This window comes from Roseburia sp. 831b (genome assembly GCF_001940165.2).
GTDB lineage: Bacteria > Bacillota > Clostridia > Lachnospirales > Lachnospiraceae > Roseburia.
In genome coordinates, this window is the sequence record NZ_CP135162.1 from 943,388 (window position 1) to 963,448 (window position 20,061).

Genomic DNA, 20,061 nt, shown 5'->3' on the forward strand with positions numbered 1-20,061 from the left:
AAGTTTGATCCATCAGAGAATGAGGTATTTTTATGGAAAAAATAAGTGAAAACAGAGAATTCAATCTCTATCAGGATATGAAAGAGAGAACCAACGGAGAACTCTATATCGGGGTGGTAGGTCCGGTCCGAACCGGAAAATCGACGTTTATCAAAAGGTTTATGGATTTGATGGTGCTCCCTTTTATGGAAGATGAGGCGATGAAGGAGCGAACCATGGATGAACTGCCACAGTCTGCGGCGGGCAAGACGATTATGACAACAGAGCCAAAGTTTATACCACAGGAGGCGGCACAGATTCGCTTAAACGATGAAAATACGATAAAGGTTCGCCTCGTGGACAGTGTTGGTTTTATGGTAAATGGTGCATCCGGTCATATGGAGGGAAATGGAAACCGTATGGTAAAAACGCCTTGGTCAGAGGAGGAAATTCCATTTGTGGAGGCAGCGCAGATTGGAACCGAAAAAGTGATTAAGGACCATGCGACGATTGGCATTGTCATCACAACGGACGGAACGATTGGTGAAATTGAGAGGGAAGCCTATGTGGAGCCGGAACTTAAAGCAGTGTCACAGCTTAGCCAGATTGGAAAACCATTTGTAGTTGTATTGAATTCCAAGAAGCCTTACAGTGATGAGACGATAAAACTGGCACAATCGCTGCAGGAAGAATATGTAACGCCTGTCATTCCGGTAAACTGTGAACAGCTTCGAAAAGAGGATGTCAACCGGATTTTAGAAAGCATGTTATACGAATTCCCAATCAGCCGGGTAGAATTTAAAATCCCAAAATGGACGGAGATGCTGCCACAGGATCACCGCATGAAACAGGCCATGATAGCGAAGGCAAAAGAAATTTTATCTTCCATGCGAAAAGCAAGAGATGTTGCGAAAAAATACGAAAATCCAGAGGAATATATCAGCAATATTATCTTAGAAGAACTTGACCTTTCCAATGGCTGTGTAAAAATCCGGATGGATCTTTTTGAAAAATATTATTACGAGAATATGAGCGAACTTACCGGTGTGCCAATTCAGGGAGAATACCAGTTGATAGCAATGGTAAAAGAGATGGCAGAACGGAAAGAATCCTATGAAAAAATTGCGGACGCCTACGAGGCGGTTCAGATGAAAGGGTATGGCGTGATTCGCCCACAGTTATCGGACATTTCCCTAGAGGAGCCGGTATTGATTCGCCATGGAAACAAATTTGGGGTAAAGATGAAAGCGACATCCCCTTCGGTACATATGATTAAGGCGAATATTGAGACAGAGATTGCGCCGATTGTCGGAAATGAAGAGCAGGCAAACGATTTGATTGCTTATATCAAGCAAGGGGCGCAGAGCGATGAGGGTGTCTGGGAGACGAGTATTTTTGGAAAATCATTAGGAGAACTGATGGAAGACGGCATCCGCAATAAGATTATGTTAATGGATGATGAATGCCAGATGAAGCTGCAGGATACCATGCAAAAAATCGTCAATGACAGCAACGGAGGACTTGTCTGCATTATCATTTAAATATGTGGAAAAAAGCAGGGAAATTTGTTATACTAATAACAGGTAAAATCGAATGAAAAAGAGACAGAGGAGGAGAAAAATGAATCCAGTATACGAAAAATTATTAAAATGTTTTGAAAGTTATCAAAAGAAAATTGATTTTAAGCCAGAGGTGGCATTGATTCTTGGCTCAGGACTTGGCGATTACGCAGATGATATAAAAGTAGTGGATACGTTAGATTATCACGATATCGAGGGATTTCCGGTATCTACCGTTCCAGGCCACAAAGGAAGATTTATTTTTGGATATGTTGGGGATGTTCCGGTTGTCTGTATGCAGGGACGTGTGCATTATTATGAAGGATATGAGATGTCCGACGTTGTGCTTCCAACCAGATTGATGAAGATGATGGGCGCTAAAGTATTGTTTTTGACAAATGCTGCAGGCGGTATCAAACAGGGATTCCAGGCGGGAGATTTCATGCTGATTACCGGTCAGATTTCCAGCTTTGTTCCATCCCCGCTTCGCGGAGCAAACATCGATGAATTAGGAACCAGATTCCCGGATATGAGTCATATTTACGATGAGGATTTGCAGACCATTGTAAAGAAAACAGCGTTAAACCTTAACATTCCATTAAAAGAGGGCGTTTACGTTCAGTTTTCCGGTCCGGCATACGAATCCCCGGAGGAGATTACAATGGCACGCATGATTGGAGCGGATGCAGCCGGCATGAGTACGGCATGTGAGGCAGTTGCTGCAAACCATATGGGAATGAAGATTGTAGGAATTTCCTGTATTTCCAATATGGCATCCGGAATCTCACCGGTTCCTCTGACACATACAGAGATTCAGGAGACCGCAGACCGTGTTGCTCCGATGTTTAAACAGCTTGTGACAGAGGCCATCAAGAACATCAGCAAAAGTCTTGCTTAAATAAAAAGATAAACAGTGTGAAAAATTTCACAATTGTTTCAGACAGAAAGAGAAACGAGGAGAAGATGAAAGTCGAATTTTTACATCATAGCAGTTTCTTGATTGAGGTTGACGATAAGGTTCTTATTTTCGATTATTTCCAGGGAGACAGAGTAAAGAATTATCATTTTACAGGCGTATTGCCGGAATATGAAAGCGATACGCCAATCTACCTGTTTGCCAGCCACAAGCATCAGGATCATTTTGACTTGGACAACCTTAGATTGGCAGAAAAGTATTCGAATATCCATTTTATTTTTTCAAAGGATACCAAAAGCAGTCCGAATTTTTTGAAAAGACATGGAATCAACCCGGACGTCACAAAAAAGATTTGTTATGTCGGACCAAATGCAAAATACAAGGTAGAGGATTTAAACATCGAGACGTATCGCTCCACGGATGCGGGTGTTGCTTTTTATGTGGAGACGAACGGCGCTGCCTTTTTCCATGCAGGGGATTTGAACGACTGGAAGTGGGAAGGTGCAGGAGACCTTGTCAATGGCATGATGGAATCGAATTACAAGGCACAGATTCGCAAGCTTGCGAATAAACCGATCAATCTTGCTTTTGTTCCGATGGATCCGCGCATGGGAAAATACCAGGATGCGGGAATCGATTATTTTTTGCGTCACACGGATGCTGAGTATGTGTTTCCAATGCATATGTGGCAGGACTATTCCGGGATAGAACGGTATTGTAAAAAGCTTTCGAATGCACAGATGGCACAAAGAATTGTTCCAATTGTACATGAAAATCAGATTTTTGATATTTTAGAGAAAAAATGAGAGCAGGTAGTTGTTGAATTCAGGGACTATATGAGCTATAATAAAATGGTGTAGGACTTTGAATAGGCAAAGTCTGCTTTGGTATCAATTACGAAAGGATTGGTAGAGTATATGACATTATTAGGATGGTTTTTGCAGTATTTTATTATTTTTGTGATTTTAGTTGCAATTGCAGTACTTGGTGTGTTCTGTGGTAAGAAATTACGTGAGAACAAAGACAGAAAAGAAGCCGCAGATGCAATGATTCATTCTGATTCACAGGATGTAAAATAAATAAAAACGCACCCTTTGGTGTGGACAAGGGTACCGGAGTCGTTTTGGAACACAAAACGACTCATTAAAATGTGCCCAAATACAGTTTTTGGAGGAAGTTTAAAAGTGAAGAAGTTTTACGGAGAAAACGAACTGCGTAGAATGTACCTTGACTTTTTTGAGAGCAAGGGACATCTTAAGATGAACAGTTTTTCATTAGTACCACATAATGATAACAGTTTATTATTGATCAATGCCGGAATGGCACCATTAAAACCATATTTTACAGGACAGGAGATTCCACCAAGAAGAAGAGTGACAACCTGTCAGAAATGTATTCGTACCGGCGATATTGAAAACGTTGGTAAGACAGCAAGACATCTGACATTCTTCGAAATGTTGGGTAACTTTTCTTTTGGTGATTATTTTAAACATGAAGCAATTGCCTGGAGTTGGGAATTCTTAACCAAAGTATTAGGCTTGGAAGAAGACAGACTTTATCCTTCCATTTACGGAGAGGATGATGAGGCTTTTGATATCTGGACCAAAGAAGTGGGTGTTGCACCGGAACGTATCACAAGATTTTACCGTGATCCGGAGACCGGAGAGTGCGATAACTTCTGGGAACACGGCGCAGGACCATGTGGACCATGTTCTGAGATTTATTATGACCGTGGAGAAAAATACGGTTGTGGCAGCCCTGACTGTAAAGTTGGCTGTGACTGTGACCGTTTCATGGAAGTTTGGAACAACGTATTTACCCAGTTTGAGGGAGATGGCAAGGGCGGTTATACAGAACTTGCCCAGAAGAACATTGATACCGGTATGGGATTAGAGAGACTTGCAGTTGTAATGCAGGATGTAGATTCTGTTTTTGACATTGATACAATGAAAGCAATCCGTGATAAAGTCTGTGAAATCTCCGGCAAGACATATCAGACAGATGCAATGGATGATGTATCCATTCGTCTGATTACAGACCATATCCGTTCTTCAACTTTCATGGTATCCGATGGAATTATGCCTTCCAATGAAGGACGCGGTTATGTGCTCCGCCGTATCATCCGTCGTGCAGCACGTCATGGAAAGATGTTAGGAATTCAAGGCAATTTCTTAGACAAGATCGCAATGGTTGTCATCAACGAAAGTAAAGACGGCTATCCGGAATTAGAAGAGAAGAAAGATTTCATTTTGAAAGTCTTAACGCAGGAAGAAGAAAAATTTGCAAAGACAATCGATCAGGGTCTTGCAATTTTAGATGAGATGGAGAAGAAAATGCAGGAGAAAGGACAGAAGGTACTGTCCGGTGACGATGCATTTAAGCTTTATGATACTTATGGATTCCCAATGGATTTGACACAGGAAATCTTAGAGGAAAAAGGCTTCACCATTGACGAGGAAGGCTTTCAGAAGGCAATGGATGTGCAGAGAGAGACTGCAAGAAAGAATCGTAAGACAACAAACTATATTGGTGCAGATGCAACCGTATATGATGAGATTGATCCAGCCATCACATCTGAATTTGTTGGCTATGACAATCTGAGTGTTACATCAAAAGTATCGGTTCTTACCACAGAGACAGAGCTTGTAGAAGCATTGTCGGAAGGTGAAGTGGGAACTATTATCGTAGAAAAGACACCATTTTATGCTACCATGGGTGGCCAGCAGGGCGATAAAGGTGTGATTCGTACTGCAAACGGTGAATTCAAGGTCGAAGATACCATCAAATTATTAGGTGGAAAAGTAGGTCATATCGGTAAAATGGTAAGCGGTATGATTCAAAATGGCGAGGAAGTGGAGCTTGTTGTTGACGCAGCACTTCGTGCAAAGACATGTAAGAACCATTCTGCAACCCACCTGTTACAGAAAGCACTCCGTGAAGTACTTGGTACACATGTAGAACAGGCAGGTTCTTATCAGGATGCAGACAGAACACGTTTTGACTTTTCACATTTCCAGGCTATGACACCAGAGGAAATTGCAAAAGTAGAACAGATTGTCAACGAGAAGATTGCAGATGCTCTTCCGGTTGTGACAGAAGTAATGTCTGTGGAAGATGCGAAAAAGACAGGTGCAATGGCACTCTTTGGTGAAAAATATGGCGAAAAAGTACGTGTCGTATCCATGGGAGATTTCTCAAAGGAATTCTGTGGTGGTACCCACGTAAAGAATACCGCAGAGATTACAACTTTCAAGATTATATCTGAGAGTGGTGTTGCTGCTGGTGTACGCCGTATTGAGGCAATCACAGGCGAGAATGTTTTTGCATATTATAAAAATATGGAGGATGAGCTTGAGAAGGCTGCAAAAGCTGCAAAAGCAACTCCGGCAACTTTGGTAGAAAAGATTGAACACATGATGACAGAAATCAAGAGCCTTAACAGCGAGTTAGAGTCTTTAAAGAGCAAGGCTGCAAAAGAAGCACTTGGTGATGTTATGGATCAGGTTGTGGATGTAAAAGGCGTTAAACTTCTTGCAACAAGTGTTCAGGGCGTTGATATGAACGGTCTTCGAGATTTAGGAGATCAGTTGAAAGGCAAGCTTGGCGAAGGCGTTGTTGTTTTAGCATCCGAGTCAGACGGTAAAGTGAACTTAGTTGCAATGGCAACAGAGGAAGCAATGAAGAGCGGAGCTCATGCTGGAAATCTGATTAAGGCAATCGCCGGAAAAGTTGGCGGTGGCGGCGGCGGCCGTCCAAACATGGCACAGGCAGGAGGAAAAAATCCTGCTGGTATTCCAGATGCAATTGCAGAGGCAAAGACAGCTTTGGAGAGTCAGGTAAAATAGAAAAGAGGCTGTCACATAGTAAAAGTGTGACAGCTTTTTTACAATAAAAGGATTCTTATGAAATATTATGTATTGAAATATCGGCTACCGATGAGCCACAGCAGTACCATGCAAAAAGAAAACAGTCATCATCATGTCATCGAAATAACGGTGCAGGCGGAATACGACCAGCAGACATTTATTGAATTCCAGGATATGGAAAAGGTGCTAAATCAATGTCTGAACCCATATAAGAATCAATATCTCAATGAGATGGAAGAGTTTCATGAGGATACCAGTATCGAGAATATCACAGAAGTATTTTATGAGAAATTATCACAGGCATTTGCAAATGAGGGGTGGAACCTTACCAAGATAGAAGTTGGCGAGAATCCGCTAAGGGTCTACATCATACAAACCAATCATGTTTAAGGGAGGAAGGAAAAGTGAGTCTGAAAAAATTACTAGGAACGTCGTTGCTATGTTTTTCATTGGTGTTGTCGAATGTGACAGCATTAGCAGCAGATCAAAACAATGTGTCAGACAATAAGGAACTGACATCGGAAACACAGGAACAAACAGATACTATGCAGGAAGTACAGACACAGTCAGAATCTCAAGAAAATGAAGATGGTTCTGCGACTCCAGAACAGAGCGAAGAAAACCCGGATGCACAGGATACAAATGAGAATGGCAGGGGGGAGCAGACCACAGAAGGACAGAACGAAGAAATACAAAATACAGAGTCTGAGGAAGCGGGTGTGGAAACGCAAAGCGCAGATGGAGTTTCCCTGGAACAATATGCAGGGGGCAGAACGATTCAGGTAGATGGAGATCCAAAAGAGTGGGATGGAATTCCTTCTTATACTTCAAATGATGGCAGTGTTGCAAAATGGTCTGTTGCACAGAATGATGAGTATGTGTATTTTTATGTGCAGGAAAATGGCGGAAACAAGTGGGGATTACCAATCACGAATACAAAAGCCGCGATTTCCTACGCATCAGGACTTTCTAACAGTAATTTGAATGGAATCGGATTCGCATTTGAAAACAGCAGTCTTGTTTTAAAAGATGGCTGGTATGGAAACATCAATGGAACACTGTCTGGTTTTTCACCGAGCCAGGAGCAGGATAAATATGAGATTGAGTTTGCAGTGCCACAAAGTTATTTCGCAGAACCTGATTATACACTTACATATTGCGGTACGAGCATTGCATCAGGTGATATTCCCGTACTAAATACATTCCCGGAATACGAAGAAGAAAAACCGGTCTATAACGGAATTACAATCGATGGTAACTTCTCTGACTGGAATGCGGTAGAAAAGACGTCTGTCGACGATGGCAGCATTATCGATGCAGCAATGGTATTTGATGGAGACTGGATTTATATTTACTTAAAGGATACTGGAAACGGTGCGGCATTCCATGCAGGTGAAAGAAGTCATGGTACCTATGAACTTTTAACGGATACCGGAAGAAGAACCAGTTTTGTATTAAGAGAAAATGGGATTGAAGGAGTAAAGGATGCTAAGGTGAAGTATTCAAACGATCAATATGAGATTGCAATCCCGGCTTCAAACCTAAAAAAATACCGCTCTACGATTTCATTTGGATATGCGCAGGCAAAGACACCAATGATAAGCGGTGTATCGAATCTGCAGGGCGGCGGTAACATCGACGGCTCATTTTCGGGAATTACAATTGATGGTAATTTTGATGACTGGGCAGATTATAACCATCAATTGATTGAATATTCTACGAATGGTGATTATGGAGATGATGCGGACGGTGCCTTATATCTGAGTGATCATACCCTATATGGTCATGTGAAAACATATCGTCTGAGAAATAACAATCCATATTATCAGGTGGAACTGCGCTTTAATGAGGTTGACAGTCAAAACATTTACTTTCAGTTTATTACAGTAGACGATAGCGGTAACATCAACTGGAATCCGCAGATGGATTATGACGGAACGACAAAAGAGTACTATATGATTGATATGAGAGGCTGGCATGGGGCATCTACTTTGACAGAACTCGAAGACGAAGGATATGGAAATAAGATTTTAGGTCATGCTTATATTCGAATGGGCAGCAGTGATGATACAGAGTTAGAATATGAGATTGATTTGGAAAAACTGTCTTCTTACATTTCAACAAGCAACAGTACGCCTTATGAAATGTCTGTAACAGATATGAAGACGATTCAGGCAAAATACCAGAATATCGGTGACCAATGGGTAACCATTGCAGGTACTTCATCAGGTCCGGTTGTCGGTGTTGTGTTATGTATCTCCACCGTTGCATGTGTATTGGCATATCGAAGAAGAAAACAAAAAGGAATTGCATAAATGAAGTATCTCATAGGTCTGATTCTTGGAATCATTTGGTTATATGTATTACACGTATTAAAGAAAAGTAAATTGAATTTCTGGCACTTCGCAGTGGGAAGTGCCGGACTTTTCATTTTTATGATGGTATATTTGCGTCCGGTGCTTACACAGCCGTCGGCTAGAATTATTGCGGCGATTGCCGGAATTCCAGGAAATCTGTTTCACTTATATACCGCGTATTTTAAATATGGAATTATCTTTGTACAGTCAAAACAGGGAGCCATTTCTTTGATGATAGACTTTGAGTGTTCTGGAATCATCGAAATCATGGCATTTCTTTCACTGCTTTTGTTTTACAATGTGTATACAAGGGTGGAAAAAGTCATTGTCGGGCTGTCCGGAATCAGTGCGCTTGTGGTTGCAAATGCAATCCGCATTACAATTATCTGCGTCATCATTCATTTTATGGGGGTGTCAGCATATTATGTGGCGCATGCATTTATCGGACGAATCGTTTTTTATGCATTTTCCGTTGCCTTGTATTTCTATGTTTTCACAAAACCACAGATTATCAAGCAAAGGGTAGGTGGCTTCCGCTATGCAAATCATAAATAATTTTGTGAATTCGTTTGTCTTTTGGGCGGCGTGGATTATTATTCCTGTGATTATGGAGATTGTTCCGGCGTTTGGAAGCATTTATGTTTTAATCAAAAAGCATATCAAAAAGAAGGTTTACGAAGACCCGATTATGTACCCGGAGATTACTCTGATTATCCCGGTCTACAATTCGCAGGACTCGTTAGAAGAGTGCATTCGCTCCATTCATGAGAGCGATTATCCGAATGACAAAATCAAAATTTATCTGGTGAACAATCAGGGGCAGGATAATAGTTTTGAGGTTTTCCATGAATGTCAGGAAAAATATCCAAATCTTATGATGCAATGGATGAACGCGATGCAGGGAAAATCCAAAGCATTAAACCTTGCACTGTTTAACAGTGACGGAAAGTACATCATTCACATTGACAGCGATGGACAACTTGAAAAGAATGCCCTAAAAAATATGGTAAAAAAATTTGAGGCGGATTCGTCGGTTGACTGTATGACAGGAGCAATTTTGACAGAGCCTTCCATGATTGAGCAGTATCACGGAATCTTTGCAAAGCTGCTTCGAAAGTTAGAGTTTATGGAGTATGCACAGGCGTTTTTGGCAGGAAGAAACTATGCGTCTGAAACGAACAATATTTATACGTTATCAGGGGCTTTTTCTGCGTTTCGAAAATCAGCCGTGTTAAAATCACAGCTTTATAACACGGACACCATTTGCGAGGATACCCAGATTACGTTCCAGATGCGCTATATCCAGAAGAAAAAGGTACATATCTGTGAAAATGCGATTTTCTTTGTAGACCCGATTGAGGACATGAACAAATTGTATACACAAAGACAACGTTGGCAGCGCGGCAGTCTTGAGGTGTCGCATCAGTTTTTAAAGAAGGAGCTTCATCCATACAAATTATTTACCAATGTAACGGTTCGTACGCTCATGTATGACCATACGTTCGCATTCCCTAGAATGATCTGGTATCTGGCGTTGCTTTGCCTGCTTTGTATGAATTATTCGTTTTCTTTGATTATTTATTCGACGTTGTTTATTTTCTTTTTGTATATTGTGATTGGCTATTTTTACTTTGCCTCGACAATCGGGTTTTTATCTGAGTTTAAAGAACTCCGCAGCTATTATAAAAAACAGTGGTACGTGGTTGCATTATTGCCGCTTTTTAATTTTCTGGTCTTTTTCATCCGTTTTGCAGGGGTAATCAATAGCATTAACACAGACAGTGCATGGAAAACAAGAAATTTAACCGAGGAAAAACAGGCGTTTATGGATACGGTAAAGGATGATGTAAAAGGAATATCCGGTTTTTATCAGAAAATAAAGGACTGGGTAAACGCGCAGTAGCAGGAGAGCGTGAAAATGGCACAGGAATGGAGATTTTATGGACACAAAGCATAAAAAGTATTTTATGAGAGTTACCGTGGTTGTGTTTGTGATTGCGGTGCTGATTGGAGTATTTGGTTACTACGAAGTAAGACAGTATGACGAGAGTATTTTAGAGATATATGCAGAACAGCAGGATTCTTATGTAAAACTGGTATTAGATCAGATTAATCTCCAAAAAGACAGAACAGATGATGAGATGATTGATGATATTTTAAATTCTTTGGTTGCCTCAGATAAAAGATATTGGACGCTTACAAAAGACCAGGATATTTTGTATGTGAAAGATGTTTCCGAGACAAATCGATACAAAGGATTTACCTCGGACAGTTATTATCTTTCAACCGGCGGAAAAGCGTTTGTAGACAGCTTAGAGACAGACCGTATTATTCACGATATGATTGAGATTGATCAGGAGAGATATGTCGCATCCGGCACGAAATTTTCCTACTTAGGCAATGAGTATAAAATCTGTCTTTTGACTTATGAAAAGGTTATTTTAGATAACAATAAGCTGTTACAAACCAGAATTATGATTTGTATCGTATTATTTGAGTTACTTCTTATTTTAATTCTTGCAATAATGGCTGGAACACAGCTGATTGACAAGAAAAACGAGAAGATAGAAAAGCTTAGCCAAAGGGTTGTTACGCTGAACAAAGAAGTAGAAGGCTTGGAAGATAAGCTGGCAATGGAGTTTTCTTATAATGCCGGAAACAGTATTTTCCATGAGAGTGTACTGACGCAATTCCTTGAAAAATTGGAAAAACGCAAAGTTGCACCGCTCACACTGGCGATGTTTCAAAGAGACAAAAAGGCAGATATCAGAGAGTTTTTTAAGAAAGTTGACAAAAGTGCAGGAAAAAAATATCTGAAATTTGAAATCGGGTCAGACCGGCTGCTGTTACTTTTTTTTAGTATGAAAGATGTGGAATTAGAGCCGAAACTTCAAAAGATAGAGCAGGAAGGAATCACGTATCTTTGTGAATTTACGATAGAGGATGATTACCAGACCTATCAGAGCCAATATGAAAAGTTTTTAAAGAAAAATAGTTTGTAAGAAAAGTTTGATAAAAGGATGCAAAAAGAATGATTGAAAAACAGTTATTTCGTGAATACCGTTTTAAATTTTATCTGAATATGAACCATTATATTATTATCAATGGAGCAGAGGGACAGCTTCATCCGCATACCTGGGAGTTTACCTTCCTTGTTATCAAAGAAAAAAGCGATTTTGTGCAGTTTAATGTATTTGAACGGTTGATAGAGGATTACCTTGAAACATACCAGGGAAAGATTTTAAATGAGATGGACCCGTTCCAGACCATTGTTCCTACCTTAGAAAATGTGACGGACTGCTTTAGTGAGGATATTCGAAAGATTTTAAAAGAGCATGGCGGTGAACTGATTTCGACAGAAAGCAGTGAGACACCGACACGAAGCTACATTATCAATTATGAGAAGGAGCCTGACTTTTTAAAACAGATGGAACGGATTAAGCAGGACCGGATGGATGAAATTATTGATGAAGTGTTAGACAGTGTTTTAGAGTCATAAGGAGCAGGAAAATTGCGCAAAAAGTTACAGTTCATAGGTTGTATTGCGATATATGGAATTTTAGCAGCGGGACTTGTATGGTTGCTTTATGAAAAAAATGTTTTCCCGATGGGGGAACATATATGGGAGTCTTTGTACAAGGCTGACTATCTGTTAGATGGAATAAAAAGTGGAAATGGCATTTTATATTATGATTCCTTTAGCGGAAACGGTTCCGAATTCGTTCGTTTCGCAGAGCCGCTTCCGTGTATTCTGCTAACCTTTTTTGCATTCCTTGGAAACCAGAATGCAGTAGTAACGTATGCTTTATTTGTGGGCACCGTTTTTTTCTTGTCTGCAAGCAGTATTTTTTGGATCGGAAGAAAAGAAAACAGAAGTTTTATGGGATTCTTGCTTGGACTGGCATATTTTTTCATGCCGGCAAACCTTCATATGCTCTTTTCTAAGGGAAATGTAGGAGAAAGTATTGTACTGGCATTTTTACCACTGTTCTTCTGGCAGTGCTATCGTTTTGTAGAAGAAAAAAGCTTAAAAGCAGTTGTGGCGGTTTCGATTCTTTCCGTTCTTTTTGTGATGTGCAGCGTTTCTTATACCATAATGGTAGTAACGGCAGCTGTTTGTTACCTGTTATTGGATGGAATCATAAATGGAACCTTTCGAAATGGCTTAAAACTTGTTCCGGCGTTCCTGCTTGCCTTTTTGTGGAATGGCATCTGGTTATGTGCCTATTTAAAAAAATATGGCACAATTCCAAAAACGAGTGCAGAAAAAGCATCTTTTTATCAGGCACTTTTGGATTCATTAAACCCAATGCAGGCAATGAGAGAGGGTACACAGTTTTGGTATCTGGGAGTGTCCGTTTTCGTCTTATTATTGTTTGGAATTTTATTTAGTAAACGGAAAACAAGTTCCTTTTTTGCGGCAGGGATTTTGTTTGTGATTTTTTCGACAACGGCATTATCCGGTGTGATAAAAAGCCTGCCGGGCTTTAAAAATATGGACATGGCTGCATTTTTCCCAATGGTGACAGCTTTCGTTTTGGTGGGATTTTTGTTATGGAAGACACTTAGAAAAGAACTGGTGTTCATCTGTGCAATCGGATTGTTTTTCGATCTTATGGTGGCAGTATCCGGCTATGCGCCAACCCTGTTATCACAGGATATAAACGGTCAGTTACAGAAGGAAGCAGATACGATGTTTATCGAAGAAGCAGGAAGCCTTACGCAGCAAAGAGTTGCAATTTTTGCAGAGCAAAAGGAACGTTCCATTGCAAAATACCTGCTTTCAAAAAGCGGAAAAGAACTTTCGGTGACACAAGGATGTGAGTATGAAGCGGCAAGTATTCCAAATTACCTGGGACAGTTAGAACAGGCATTATCAGATGGAAAATATCTCTATCTGTTTGACCGCTGTCTGGAACTTGGGGATGATACAGTTATTGTTGAAAAAGAGAAACTCTGGAATGGAGACGATGATGTTAAAAAATTAACAAACTGTGCAGAGCAGGTCGGATACGTGAAAAAAGAGGAGAACAATAAATACCTGATGTTCCATATTAAGACAGACGGAACGTTTGGAGTTAAGAGTGAATACCAGGCGATTGGAATCGGAAGCAGCGCCGGTATGATGGCATTGCAATATCCAAACATGCAAGAGACCTCCTCTACGAATCTAAATGACTATACCTATGAACAACTGTCAAAGTATCAGTGTATTTATTTGAATGGATTTACCTATGATGATAAGGCGGCGGCAGAGCAGCTTATTACAAAACTAGGAGAAAACGGTGTAAAGGTCGTAATTGAGGCGAGTGGAATACCGGCTGATATTGTTTCAAAGAATCGGGAATTCTTAGGCGTGACATGCAATGATATTTCTTTTGAAAAAGGTTATCCCATTCTTTATACGGAGTCTGCAACGTATGACTGTAACCTGTTCGCAGATGGCTATGAGGACTGGAGGACGGTCTATGTGATAGGACTTACAAAAGAGCTTGGCTATTTTTATGAGAATCAGGATAAAATTGATTTTATAGGAACCGCTGGAAACGATAATATTATCGTCATCGGGCTAAACTTAGGTTACCATGGAGCGTTGACAGGCGATCCGATGGTGGAAGAAATCTATGACGGATTGTTTGGGGTAGACCAGGATGTGCTGCCAGAGAGGGAACTTGTTCCGGTTCAGATTACTTACCGGGGAAATTCACTCTCCATCAAGGCAGACTCGGCTGTGAATACAACACTTGCTTACCATGATACTTTTACCTGTGACAAGGAAGTGACGGAGCAAAACCAGTTACTTTATGTAAAAAAAGGAACAACGGACATCTCCATAAAGCCAGCCTATATAGGCGCAGGAGCATTTTTGATTTTTGTAGGATTTGCATTTGCAGTTCCGTATTATGATTATCTGATTGAGACCTCAAAGGGAAGGAAACAAAAAAATGAAAGGTGAGAGAAGAAAAAAAGTGTTTTTGATGGGCGCACTGCTTTTTTGTGCGCTTTTGCTTGTGGGTTGTAACGGGAAAAGTGAAAATCCACAGGAACCGGCAGATACCAAGGCAAGCCAGGCACAACAGTCTAAGGAAAAGAAAGAATATTATTTTAAAACAGAGGACAGCTATTTTGCAGTTTATAATGGAAAAACTTATGAAAAAACCTATTTAAACGGCGTAAACTTAGGGTCTGGAAAGCCGGGATGTTTTCCGGGGGAACTTGGAATTACAAAGGAAGAGTACCTTCGCTGGTTTCAAGAGATTTCACAGATGAATTGTAATACCATCCGTGTCTATACAGTAATGATGCCATGTTTTTACGAAGCACTTTATGAGTACAACGAGGCGGCAGAAAATAAACTGTATCTGTTTCAGGGAGTGTGGTATGACGAAGACCAGATTGTGAAGACGGAGGATGCCTACGATATCTATGATGAGGCATTGTCAGATGCTTATGATTTGGTTGATATTATCCATGGCGATGCCGACCTAAAGCAAAAAGCAGGAAAAGCTTATGGAAAATACCAGTATGATGTCTCGGAATATGTGATTGGCTGGATTTTAGGGATTGAGTCGGATGCAGAGTTCGTGGGCGGAACAAATGAAAAGCATGCAGCGGAGTGCAGTTACCAGGGAGATTATCTTGGTACCACGGAGGATGCAAATCCGTTTGAAACTTTTATGTGTAAACTCGGTGACCAGACACTTTCCTATGAGATGAAAAAATATCAGATGCAGCGTCCCATCAGCTGGAGCAACTGGCCGACGGCTGATATGCTTTCTCATCCGAATGAACCGGGGGCAGATCATGAAGATGCGGTGACCATCAATGTAGAACATATAAAAGCGACAGATGCATTTGAGGCAGGTGTTTTTGCATCGTATCACGTTTATCCATATTATCCAGAGTTTATCATGTATGATACGAAATATGCATCTTACCAGAAAGAGGACGGAACACCGGATAATTATAAGGCATACCTGGAGGATTTGATTGCACAGCACACAGTTCCGGTTCTTGTGGCAGAGTATGGCGTTCCATCTTCTAGAGGCTGTACCCATGAGAATCCGCTGACAGGATTTAACCAGGGCAATCTGTCGGAAAAGCAGCAGGGCGAGATGCTTGCGTCCATGGCGACGGATATCTATGACAGTGGTTATTGTGGTGGAATTGCTTTTACTTGGCAGGATGAGTGGTTTAAGAGAACCTGGAACACGATGGATTACTCAGATTCGGAGCGGAGAGCATATTGGAGTGATGTGCAGACCAGCGAGCAAAATTTTGGCTTGCTTGCATTTGATCCTGGAAAAGAGGAAACCGTGGCAAACGTGGATGGAGACTTATCCGAATGGGAAGAAAGTGATGTGGTAGCCGGCGATGATTCCCTATCCATCTCGCTAAAGCAGGATGCGAGATACCTTTACATGCTGGTGCAGGGAAAAGACTTAAATCCGGAAAATCAAAGGATTTTAATTCCGCTCGATATTACACCGCAGTCCGGTTCAACAAAGTATGACACATTCGCATTTTCCCGTGCTGTGGATTTTGTGATAGATTTAAATGGAAAAGAAGACAGTTCCGTAAAAGTGCAGCATTATTACGACCGCTATACGTTTAGCTATCAACAGCTGGATAAGAGCCTGGATTTGACCGGATATGAGGATAAACAGGCGGATTCTTTTGTCCCGGTCTATCTGTGCTTAAACAAAGAGCTGGTTTTCCCGGAAACAAAGCAGGTATTGGAATTTTCCAAATATGATACCGGAAAACTGCAATACGGAAATGGCAATCCGGATGCGGCAGATTATGACTCGTTATCGGACTTTTGTTATGGAGACCATGCAGTGGAACTTCGGATTCCGTGGTCCATGTTAAACTTTAGAGATCCTTCCACAAAAGAAATCGAGGCAGATTTCCATGGAACAGGTGAATTAAGCGGATACCAGATTGATGAGATTTATGCGGGTGTATGCACGGAAAATCAGTCTGTGGAGATGCAATCTTATACTTGGGATAACTGGGACCAGGTGATTTATCATGAGAGATTAAAACAGTCCTATGACATTTTAAAGGATTGCTATGCAAACCTTAAGGTGCATTAAATGTGTGAATTGTCTGAATTTTTCTAAATATAAGAAAAACTATTGACGTATATATTTTTTCTGTTATAATAATATACAGTGCAGTAAAATATATGACCCAAACAGTTGAATATGCACAATACGCAACTGGAGGGAGGTTAGGTGTGAGATAATGTCTAGTGTAATAGTAAAAGAGAACGAGACTTTAGATAGCGCTTTACGTCGTTTCAAGAGAAACTGTGCAAAAGCAGGTATCCAGCAGGAAATTCGTAAAAGAGAACATTACGAAAAACCAAGCGTAAAACGTAAAAAGAAATCTGAAGCTGCAAGAAAAAGAAAATATAACTAATACGCACTTGAAGCTGTCGCATATGCGACAGCTTCTTTTTATGTAATAGGAAATTTCGTTCCTATTACATAAAAAAATGCTCCGCAGGGATCGCACTGCGGTGGAGTTGAACAATGTCGCAAATGCGACCCGCCGCAGGCGGAGAATCCTGCAAGCAGGCTTCTTTTTTATGTAAAACTTCGTTTAGATTAGTAAAATATTCTATCAAAAAAGTGTGCGTGGGGACGCACACTTAATGTTTTAATATCCGAAATCCTGTCCAATCAAGATAACCTTGATTCGTCCGGGCTGACCGCTTCGTTTTGTTATGACAGCCTGGTTACAGATGCAGTTCGGTGACAGACAGCTTGAACAGACGCAGGTGGTAGCACAAGGGGTCTTTATGCCAAGCCGGATGCAGTTCTTTGGAACAGCAATCTGATGGATACGATGGAAAGCATCGTCTACCGTAGCAACAATTTTATTCATACCAGCCATGACAATGACCTGTTTTGGGCCATAGATAAGGGCGGCAACACGATTGCCGGTACCATCGATGTTGACAAGTTCACCAGCCTCGGTGATGGCATTGCTGCTCATAAAAAAGGTATCGCAGGAGAGTGCCTCGTGATACAGTTTATCCCGTTCTTCCTGTGTTTTTGTATTTGCACGATCCAGTAACGTAAAATCAGAATCATAGCGGAGGGCAGTCATCATACCACATTCTTCTAAAGTCATAGAACCGCCATAGGAAACGGTTTCCCCTTTTTGAATGAAAGAGAGGGCTTTTTCCACTGCATCCATTGCAGTTTCACAATAATAACCTTCCATATTTCTTTTTTTTAGATTCTCAATGACCGTCTGGGCAAGATGTTCGTTATAAATTTTTTGTGTACTCATAGTAATCACCATATCCTTCCGTGAATGTGTAAATTTTTACACAATATTATCTTTTTCATCTTCACTATTTCAAGTTAAGTCTAATACTTTTGATTTCAGAATACAATGACTTGTTTCGCAGAAATTAGAATGAAAAATGGATATCTTCTTCTTGCTTTTTTCAACTGGAATGATAGAATAGAAAAATATGGCATTTTAAGGAGGAAAGTGATGAAACAGAATTTGAAAAAAATGTTATCGTACTATAAAAAGCACCAGAAGATGTTTTGGGCAGATATGTTTTTTGCAGCGTTATCAGCGGCGATTGCATTAGCGCTGCCACTTGTCATTCGTTATGTGACATCTACGCTTATCTATGAGGATGTAGCGGTTTTGACTAAACGGATTGCAATCATTGCAGTGGTGCTTCTTGTGATGGTTGCGATAGATTGTTATAGTAAATTTTTTATTTCCTATTATGGGCATATCATGGGAGCAGAGATTGAGTATGAAATGAGAGCGGAGATTTTTGAGCATTATCAAAAACTTTCCTTTTCTTTTTTTGATAATCAAAAAGTAGGGCAGCTAATGTCAAGAATTACGGCTGATTTGTTTGATATCAGTGAGTTGATGCACCATGGACCGGAAAATCTGATTCTTTCTATTTTTAAGATTGTAGGTGCGTTTGTGATTCTAATGAACATCAGTCCTGCACTTGCAGTGGCAGCGTTTGCAATTCTGCCGGTGATGATTTTTTATGCATTCCATTTGAATGTCAGGATGGGAAAAGCATTCAAGCGGAATCGTGTCGAGATTGCTGAGATTAATGCACAGATTGAGGACAATCTTTCGGGTATCCGTGTGGTGAAATCTTTTGCAAATGAGGAAATTGAGAAGAAAAAGTTCCAAAAGGGAAATGATGGCTTTTTAAGTGCAAAACGAAACAGCTATTTTTATATGGGAAGTTTCCATGCAGGCCTCGGTTCCTTTACCACATTGATTCAGATTAATGTTATTGTGGTGGGGGCACTTTTGATTGCAAAGGGAAGTTTAAATGTGACGGATTTGCTTACTTTTTTGCTTTATATCAGTGTCTTTACAGACCCTGTCCGTACTTTGATTGATTTTACGGAGCAGTTTCAAAATGGTTACTCAGGGTTTGAACGTTTTCAGGAAATCATGGCAGTGGAGCCGGATATCAAGGACAAAAAAGATGCCGTGGAACTGACCAATGTAAAAGGCGATATCGAATTTAAAGATGTCTCGTTCCAGTACGAAGAAAATACAGAAAAAGTATTGAATCATATTAATTTAAAAGTGGAGGCAGGGGCTTATATGGCATTGGTTGGTTCATCCGGTGCGGGAAAAAGTACGCTTTGTTCCCTGATTCCACGTTTTTACGATGTGACAGATGGAGCCGTTCTTATCGATGGAAAAGATATCCGTGACCTAAAATTAAAGAGTTTGCGTGACCACATCGGAATTGTACAGCAGGACGTGTATCTGTTCGTCGGTACCGTTTACGATAATATCCGCTATGGAAAGCCGGATGCAACGAGGGAAGAAGTGATAGAGGCAGCAAAAAATGCCAATGCCCACGATTTTATCATGTCGCTGCCAAACGGATATGAGACGGATATCGGACAAAGAGGAATTAAACTTTCCGGTGGACAAAAACAGCGTCTTTCCATCGCACGTGTCTTTTTAAAGAATCCTCCGATTCTGATTTTTGATGAGGCGACATCGGCGCTTGACAATGAGAGTGAGAAGGTGGTGCAGGAATCACTCGAAAAACTGGCAAAAAACAGAACTACATTTGTAATTGCACACCGTTTGTCTACGATTAAAAATGCACAGAAAATTCTTGTATTGTCAGATGTTGGAATTGAAGAGCAGGGAACACATGAAGAATTGATGCAAAAGGGCGGTATTTATGAGAATTTGTATCAAATGCAGTTCTCCAAATAGAAAAATATGATTTTTTTCTAAAACTTTTGCATATTGTTTGCAAAATGGGAAAAAATCGAGTAAAATACAACTGTTTGCAGAAAAAATGAGCAGACAGAAATGTGTGAGAATAATGTAATGGAAAGAAGGAA

16 protein-coding genes are annotated in these 20,061 nt (G+C 40.5%); 15 read left to right on the plus strand and 1 reads right to left on the minus strand.

What is annotated here, in order from left to right:
- Positions 1 to 32 precede the first annotated feature (32 nt).
- From spoIVA to rpsU, 14 genes are all read left to right on the plus strand, one after another.
- Positions 33 to 1,520, plus strand: a complete 1,488-nt coding sequence (gene spoIVA, locus BIV16_RS04205) for a stage IV sporulation protein A (protein WP_075679203.1) — start codon at positions 33 to 35, stop codon at positions 1,518 to 1,520.
- A gap of 79 nt (positions 1,521 to 1,599) precedes the next feature.
- The gene (locus BIV16_RS04210; protein WP_075679202.1) at positions 1,600 to 2,436 is read left to right on the plus strand and encodes a purine-nucleoside phosphorylase; all 837 of its coding nucleotides are present in this window, start codon (positions 1,600 to 1,602) and stop codon (positions 2,434 to 2,436) included.
- A 65-nt stretch (positions 2,437 to 2,501) separates the two neighbouring features.
- Positions 2,502 to 3,260: an MBL fold metallo-hydrolase gene (locus BIV16_RS04215; RefSeq protein WP_075679729.1), complete on the plus strand. Its 759-nt coding sequence runs from the start codon at positions 2,502 to 2,504 to the stop codon at positions 3,258 to 3,260.
- 111 nt (positions 3,261 to 3,371) lie between these two features.
- Positions 3,372 to 3,533 carry a vanadium nitrogenase gene (locus BIV16_RS04220; RefSeq protein ID WP_143524689.1) on the plus strand — a complete coding sequence of 54 codons (162 nt, stop codon included), beginning with the start codon at positions 3,372 to 3,374 and terminating at the stop codon, positions 3,531 to 3,533.
- Positions 3,534 to 3,602: 69 nt separating this feature from the next.
- Positions 3,603 to 6,299, plus strand: coding sequence for an alanine--tRNA ligase (alaS, locus tag BIV16_RS04225; RefSeq protein WP_442971723.1), 2,697 nt, complete (start codon positions 3,603 to 3,605; stop codon positions 6,297 to 6,299).
- Positions 6,300 to 6,356: 57 nt separating this feature from the next.
- Positions 6,357 to 6,710 carry a 6-carboxytetrahydropterin synthase gene (locus tag BIV16_RS04230; RefSeq protein ID WP_075679200.1) on the plus strand — a complete coding sequence of 118 codons (354 nt, stop codon included), beginning with the start codon at positions 6,357 to 6,359 and terminating at the stop codon, positions 6,708 to 6,710.
- 14 nt (positions 6,711 to 6,724) lie between these two features.
- A complete protein-coding gene (locus BIV16_RS04235; RefSeq protein ID WP_075679199.1) occupies positions 6,725 to 8,635 on the plus strand; it encodes a Firmicu-CTERM sorting domain-containing protein in 1,911 nt (636 codons plus the stop codon).
- Entirely contained in the window at positions 8,636 to 9,232 is a 597-nt protein-coding gene (gene xrtG, locus BIV16_RS04240; protein WP_075679198.1) for an exosortase family protein XrtG, read from the plus strand.
- On the plus strand, positions 9,216 to 10,580 hold the full coding sequence (locus BIV16_RS04245; protein WP_075679197.1) for a TIGR03111 family XrtG-associated glycosyltransferase: 1,365 nt from the start codon (positions 9,216 to 9,218) through the stop codon (positions 10,578 to 10,580). Before xrtG ends, BIV16_RS04245 begins: the two co-directional genes overlap by 17 nt.
- Before the next feature lie 37 nt (positions 10,581 to 10,617).
- A complete protein-coding gene (locus BIV16_RS04250; RefSeq protein WP_075679196.1) occupies positions 10,618 to 11,679 on the plus strand; it encodes a hypothetical protein in 1,062 nt (353 codons plus the stop codon).
- Positions 11,680 to 11,708: 29 nt separating this feature from the next.
- On the plus strand, positions 11,709 to 12,176 hold the full coding sequence (locus tag BIV16_RS04255) for a 6-carboxytetrahydropterin synthase (protein ID WP_075679195.1): 468 nt from the start codon (positions 11,709 to 11,711) through the stop codon (positions 12,174 to 12,176).
- 12 nt (positions 12,177 to 12,188) lie between these two features.
- Entirely contained in the window at positions 12,189 to 14,633 is a 2,445-nt protein-coding gene (locus BIV16_RS04260; RefSeq protein ID WP_075679194.1) for a 6-pyruvoyl-tetrahydropterin synthase-related protein, read from the plus strand.
- Complete coding sequence (locus tag BIV16_RS04265) at positions 14,623 to 16,776, plus strand: hypothetical protein (protein ID WP_075679193.1); 2,154 nt, start codon at positions 14,623 to 14,625, stop codon at positions 16,774 to 16,776. Before BIV16_RS04260 ends, BIV16_RS04265 begins: the two co-directional genes overlap by 11 nt.
- A gap of 151 nt (positions 16,777 to 16,927) precedes the next feature.
- Entirely contained in the window at positions 16,928 to 17,104 is a 177-nt protein-coding gene (gene rpsU / locus BIV16_RS04270) for a 30S ribosomal protein S21 (RefSeq protein WP_006856185.1), read from the plus strand.
- A 240-nt stretch (positions 17,105 to 17,344) separates the two neighbouring features.
- Here rpsU and BIV16_RS04275 read toward each other — a convergent pair whose 3' ends face one another.
- Positions 17,345 to 17,983 (minus strand): lactate utilization protein, encoded by a 639-nt coding sequence (locus BIV16_RS04275; protein WP_075679192.1) that lies wholly within the window; start codon positions 17,981 to 17,983, stop codon positions 17,345 to 17,347.
- 210 nt (positions 17,984 to 18,193) lie between these two features.
- Here BIV16_RS04275 and BIV16_RS04280 point away from each other — a divergent pair, with 210 nt between their 5' ends.
- Positions 18,194 to 19,930 (plus strand): ABC transporter ATP-binding protein, encoded by a 1,737-nt coding sequence (locus tag BIV16_RS04280; protein WP_075679191.1) that lies wholly within the window; start codon positions 18,194 to 18,196, stop codon positions 19,928 to 19,930.
- The last annotated feature ends 131 nt before the right edge of the window (positions 19,931 to 20,061 follow it).

Bases quoted from the DNA above. Each gene is read 5' to 3' on its own strand.
- spoIVA (WP_075679203.1), top strand. From the start codon at position 33: ATGGAAAAAATAAGTGAAAACAGAGAATTCAATCTCTATCAGGATATG.
- BIV16_RS04210 (WP_075679202.1), top strand. From the start codon at position 1,600: ATGAATCCAGTATACGAAAAATTATTAAAATGTTTTGAAAGTTATCAA.
- BIV16_RS04215 (WP_075679729.1), top strand. From the start codon at position 2,502: ATGAAAGTCGAATTTTTACATCATAGCAGTTTCTTGATTGAGGTTGAC.
- BIV16_RS04220 (WP_143524689.1), top strand. From the start codon at position 3,372: ATGACATTATTAGGATGGTTTTTGCAGTATTTTATTATTTTTGTGATT.
- alaS (WP_442971723.1), top strand. From the start codon at position 3,603: ATGTGCCCAAATACAGTTTTTGGAGGAAGTTTAAAAGTGAAGAAGTTT.
- BIV16_RS04230 (WP_075679200.1), top strand. From the start codon at position 6,357: ATGAAATATTATGTATTGAAATATCGGCTACCGATGAGCCACAGCAGT.
- xrtG (WP_075679198.1), top strand. From the start codon at position 8,636: ATGAAGTATCTCATAGGTCTGATTCTTGGAATCATTTGGTTATATGTA.
- BIV16_RS04245 (WP_075679197.1), top strand. From the start codon at position 9,216: ATGCAAATCATAAATAATTTTGTGAATTCGTTTGTCTTTTGGGCGGCG.
- BIV16_RS04250 (WP_075679196.1), top strand. From the start codon at position 10,618: ATGGACACAAAGCATAAAAAGTATTTTATGAGAGTTACCGTGGTTGTG.
- BIV16_RS04255 (WP_075679195.1), top strand. From the start codon at position 11,709: ATGATTGAAAAACAGTTATTTCGTGAATACCGTTTTAAATTTTATCTG.
- BIV16_RS04265 (WP_075679193.1), top strand. From the start codon at position 14,623: ATGAAAGGTGAGAGAAGAAAAAAAGTGTTTTTGATGGGCGCACTGCTT.
- rpsU (WP_006856185.1), top strand. From the start codon at position 16,928: ATGTCTAGTGTAATAGTAAAAGAGAACGAGACTTTAGATAGCGCTTTA.
- BIV16_RS04275 (WP_075679192.1), bottom strand. From the start codon at position 17,983: ATGAGTACACAAAAAATTTATAACGAACATCTTGCCCAGACGGTCATT.
- BIV16_RS04280 (WP_075679191.1), top strand. From the start codon at position 18,194: ATGAAACAGAATTTGAAAAAAATGTTATCGTACTATAAAAAGCACCAG.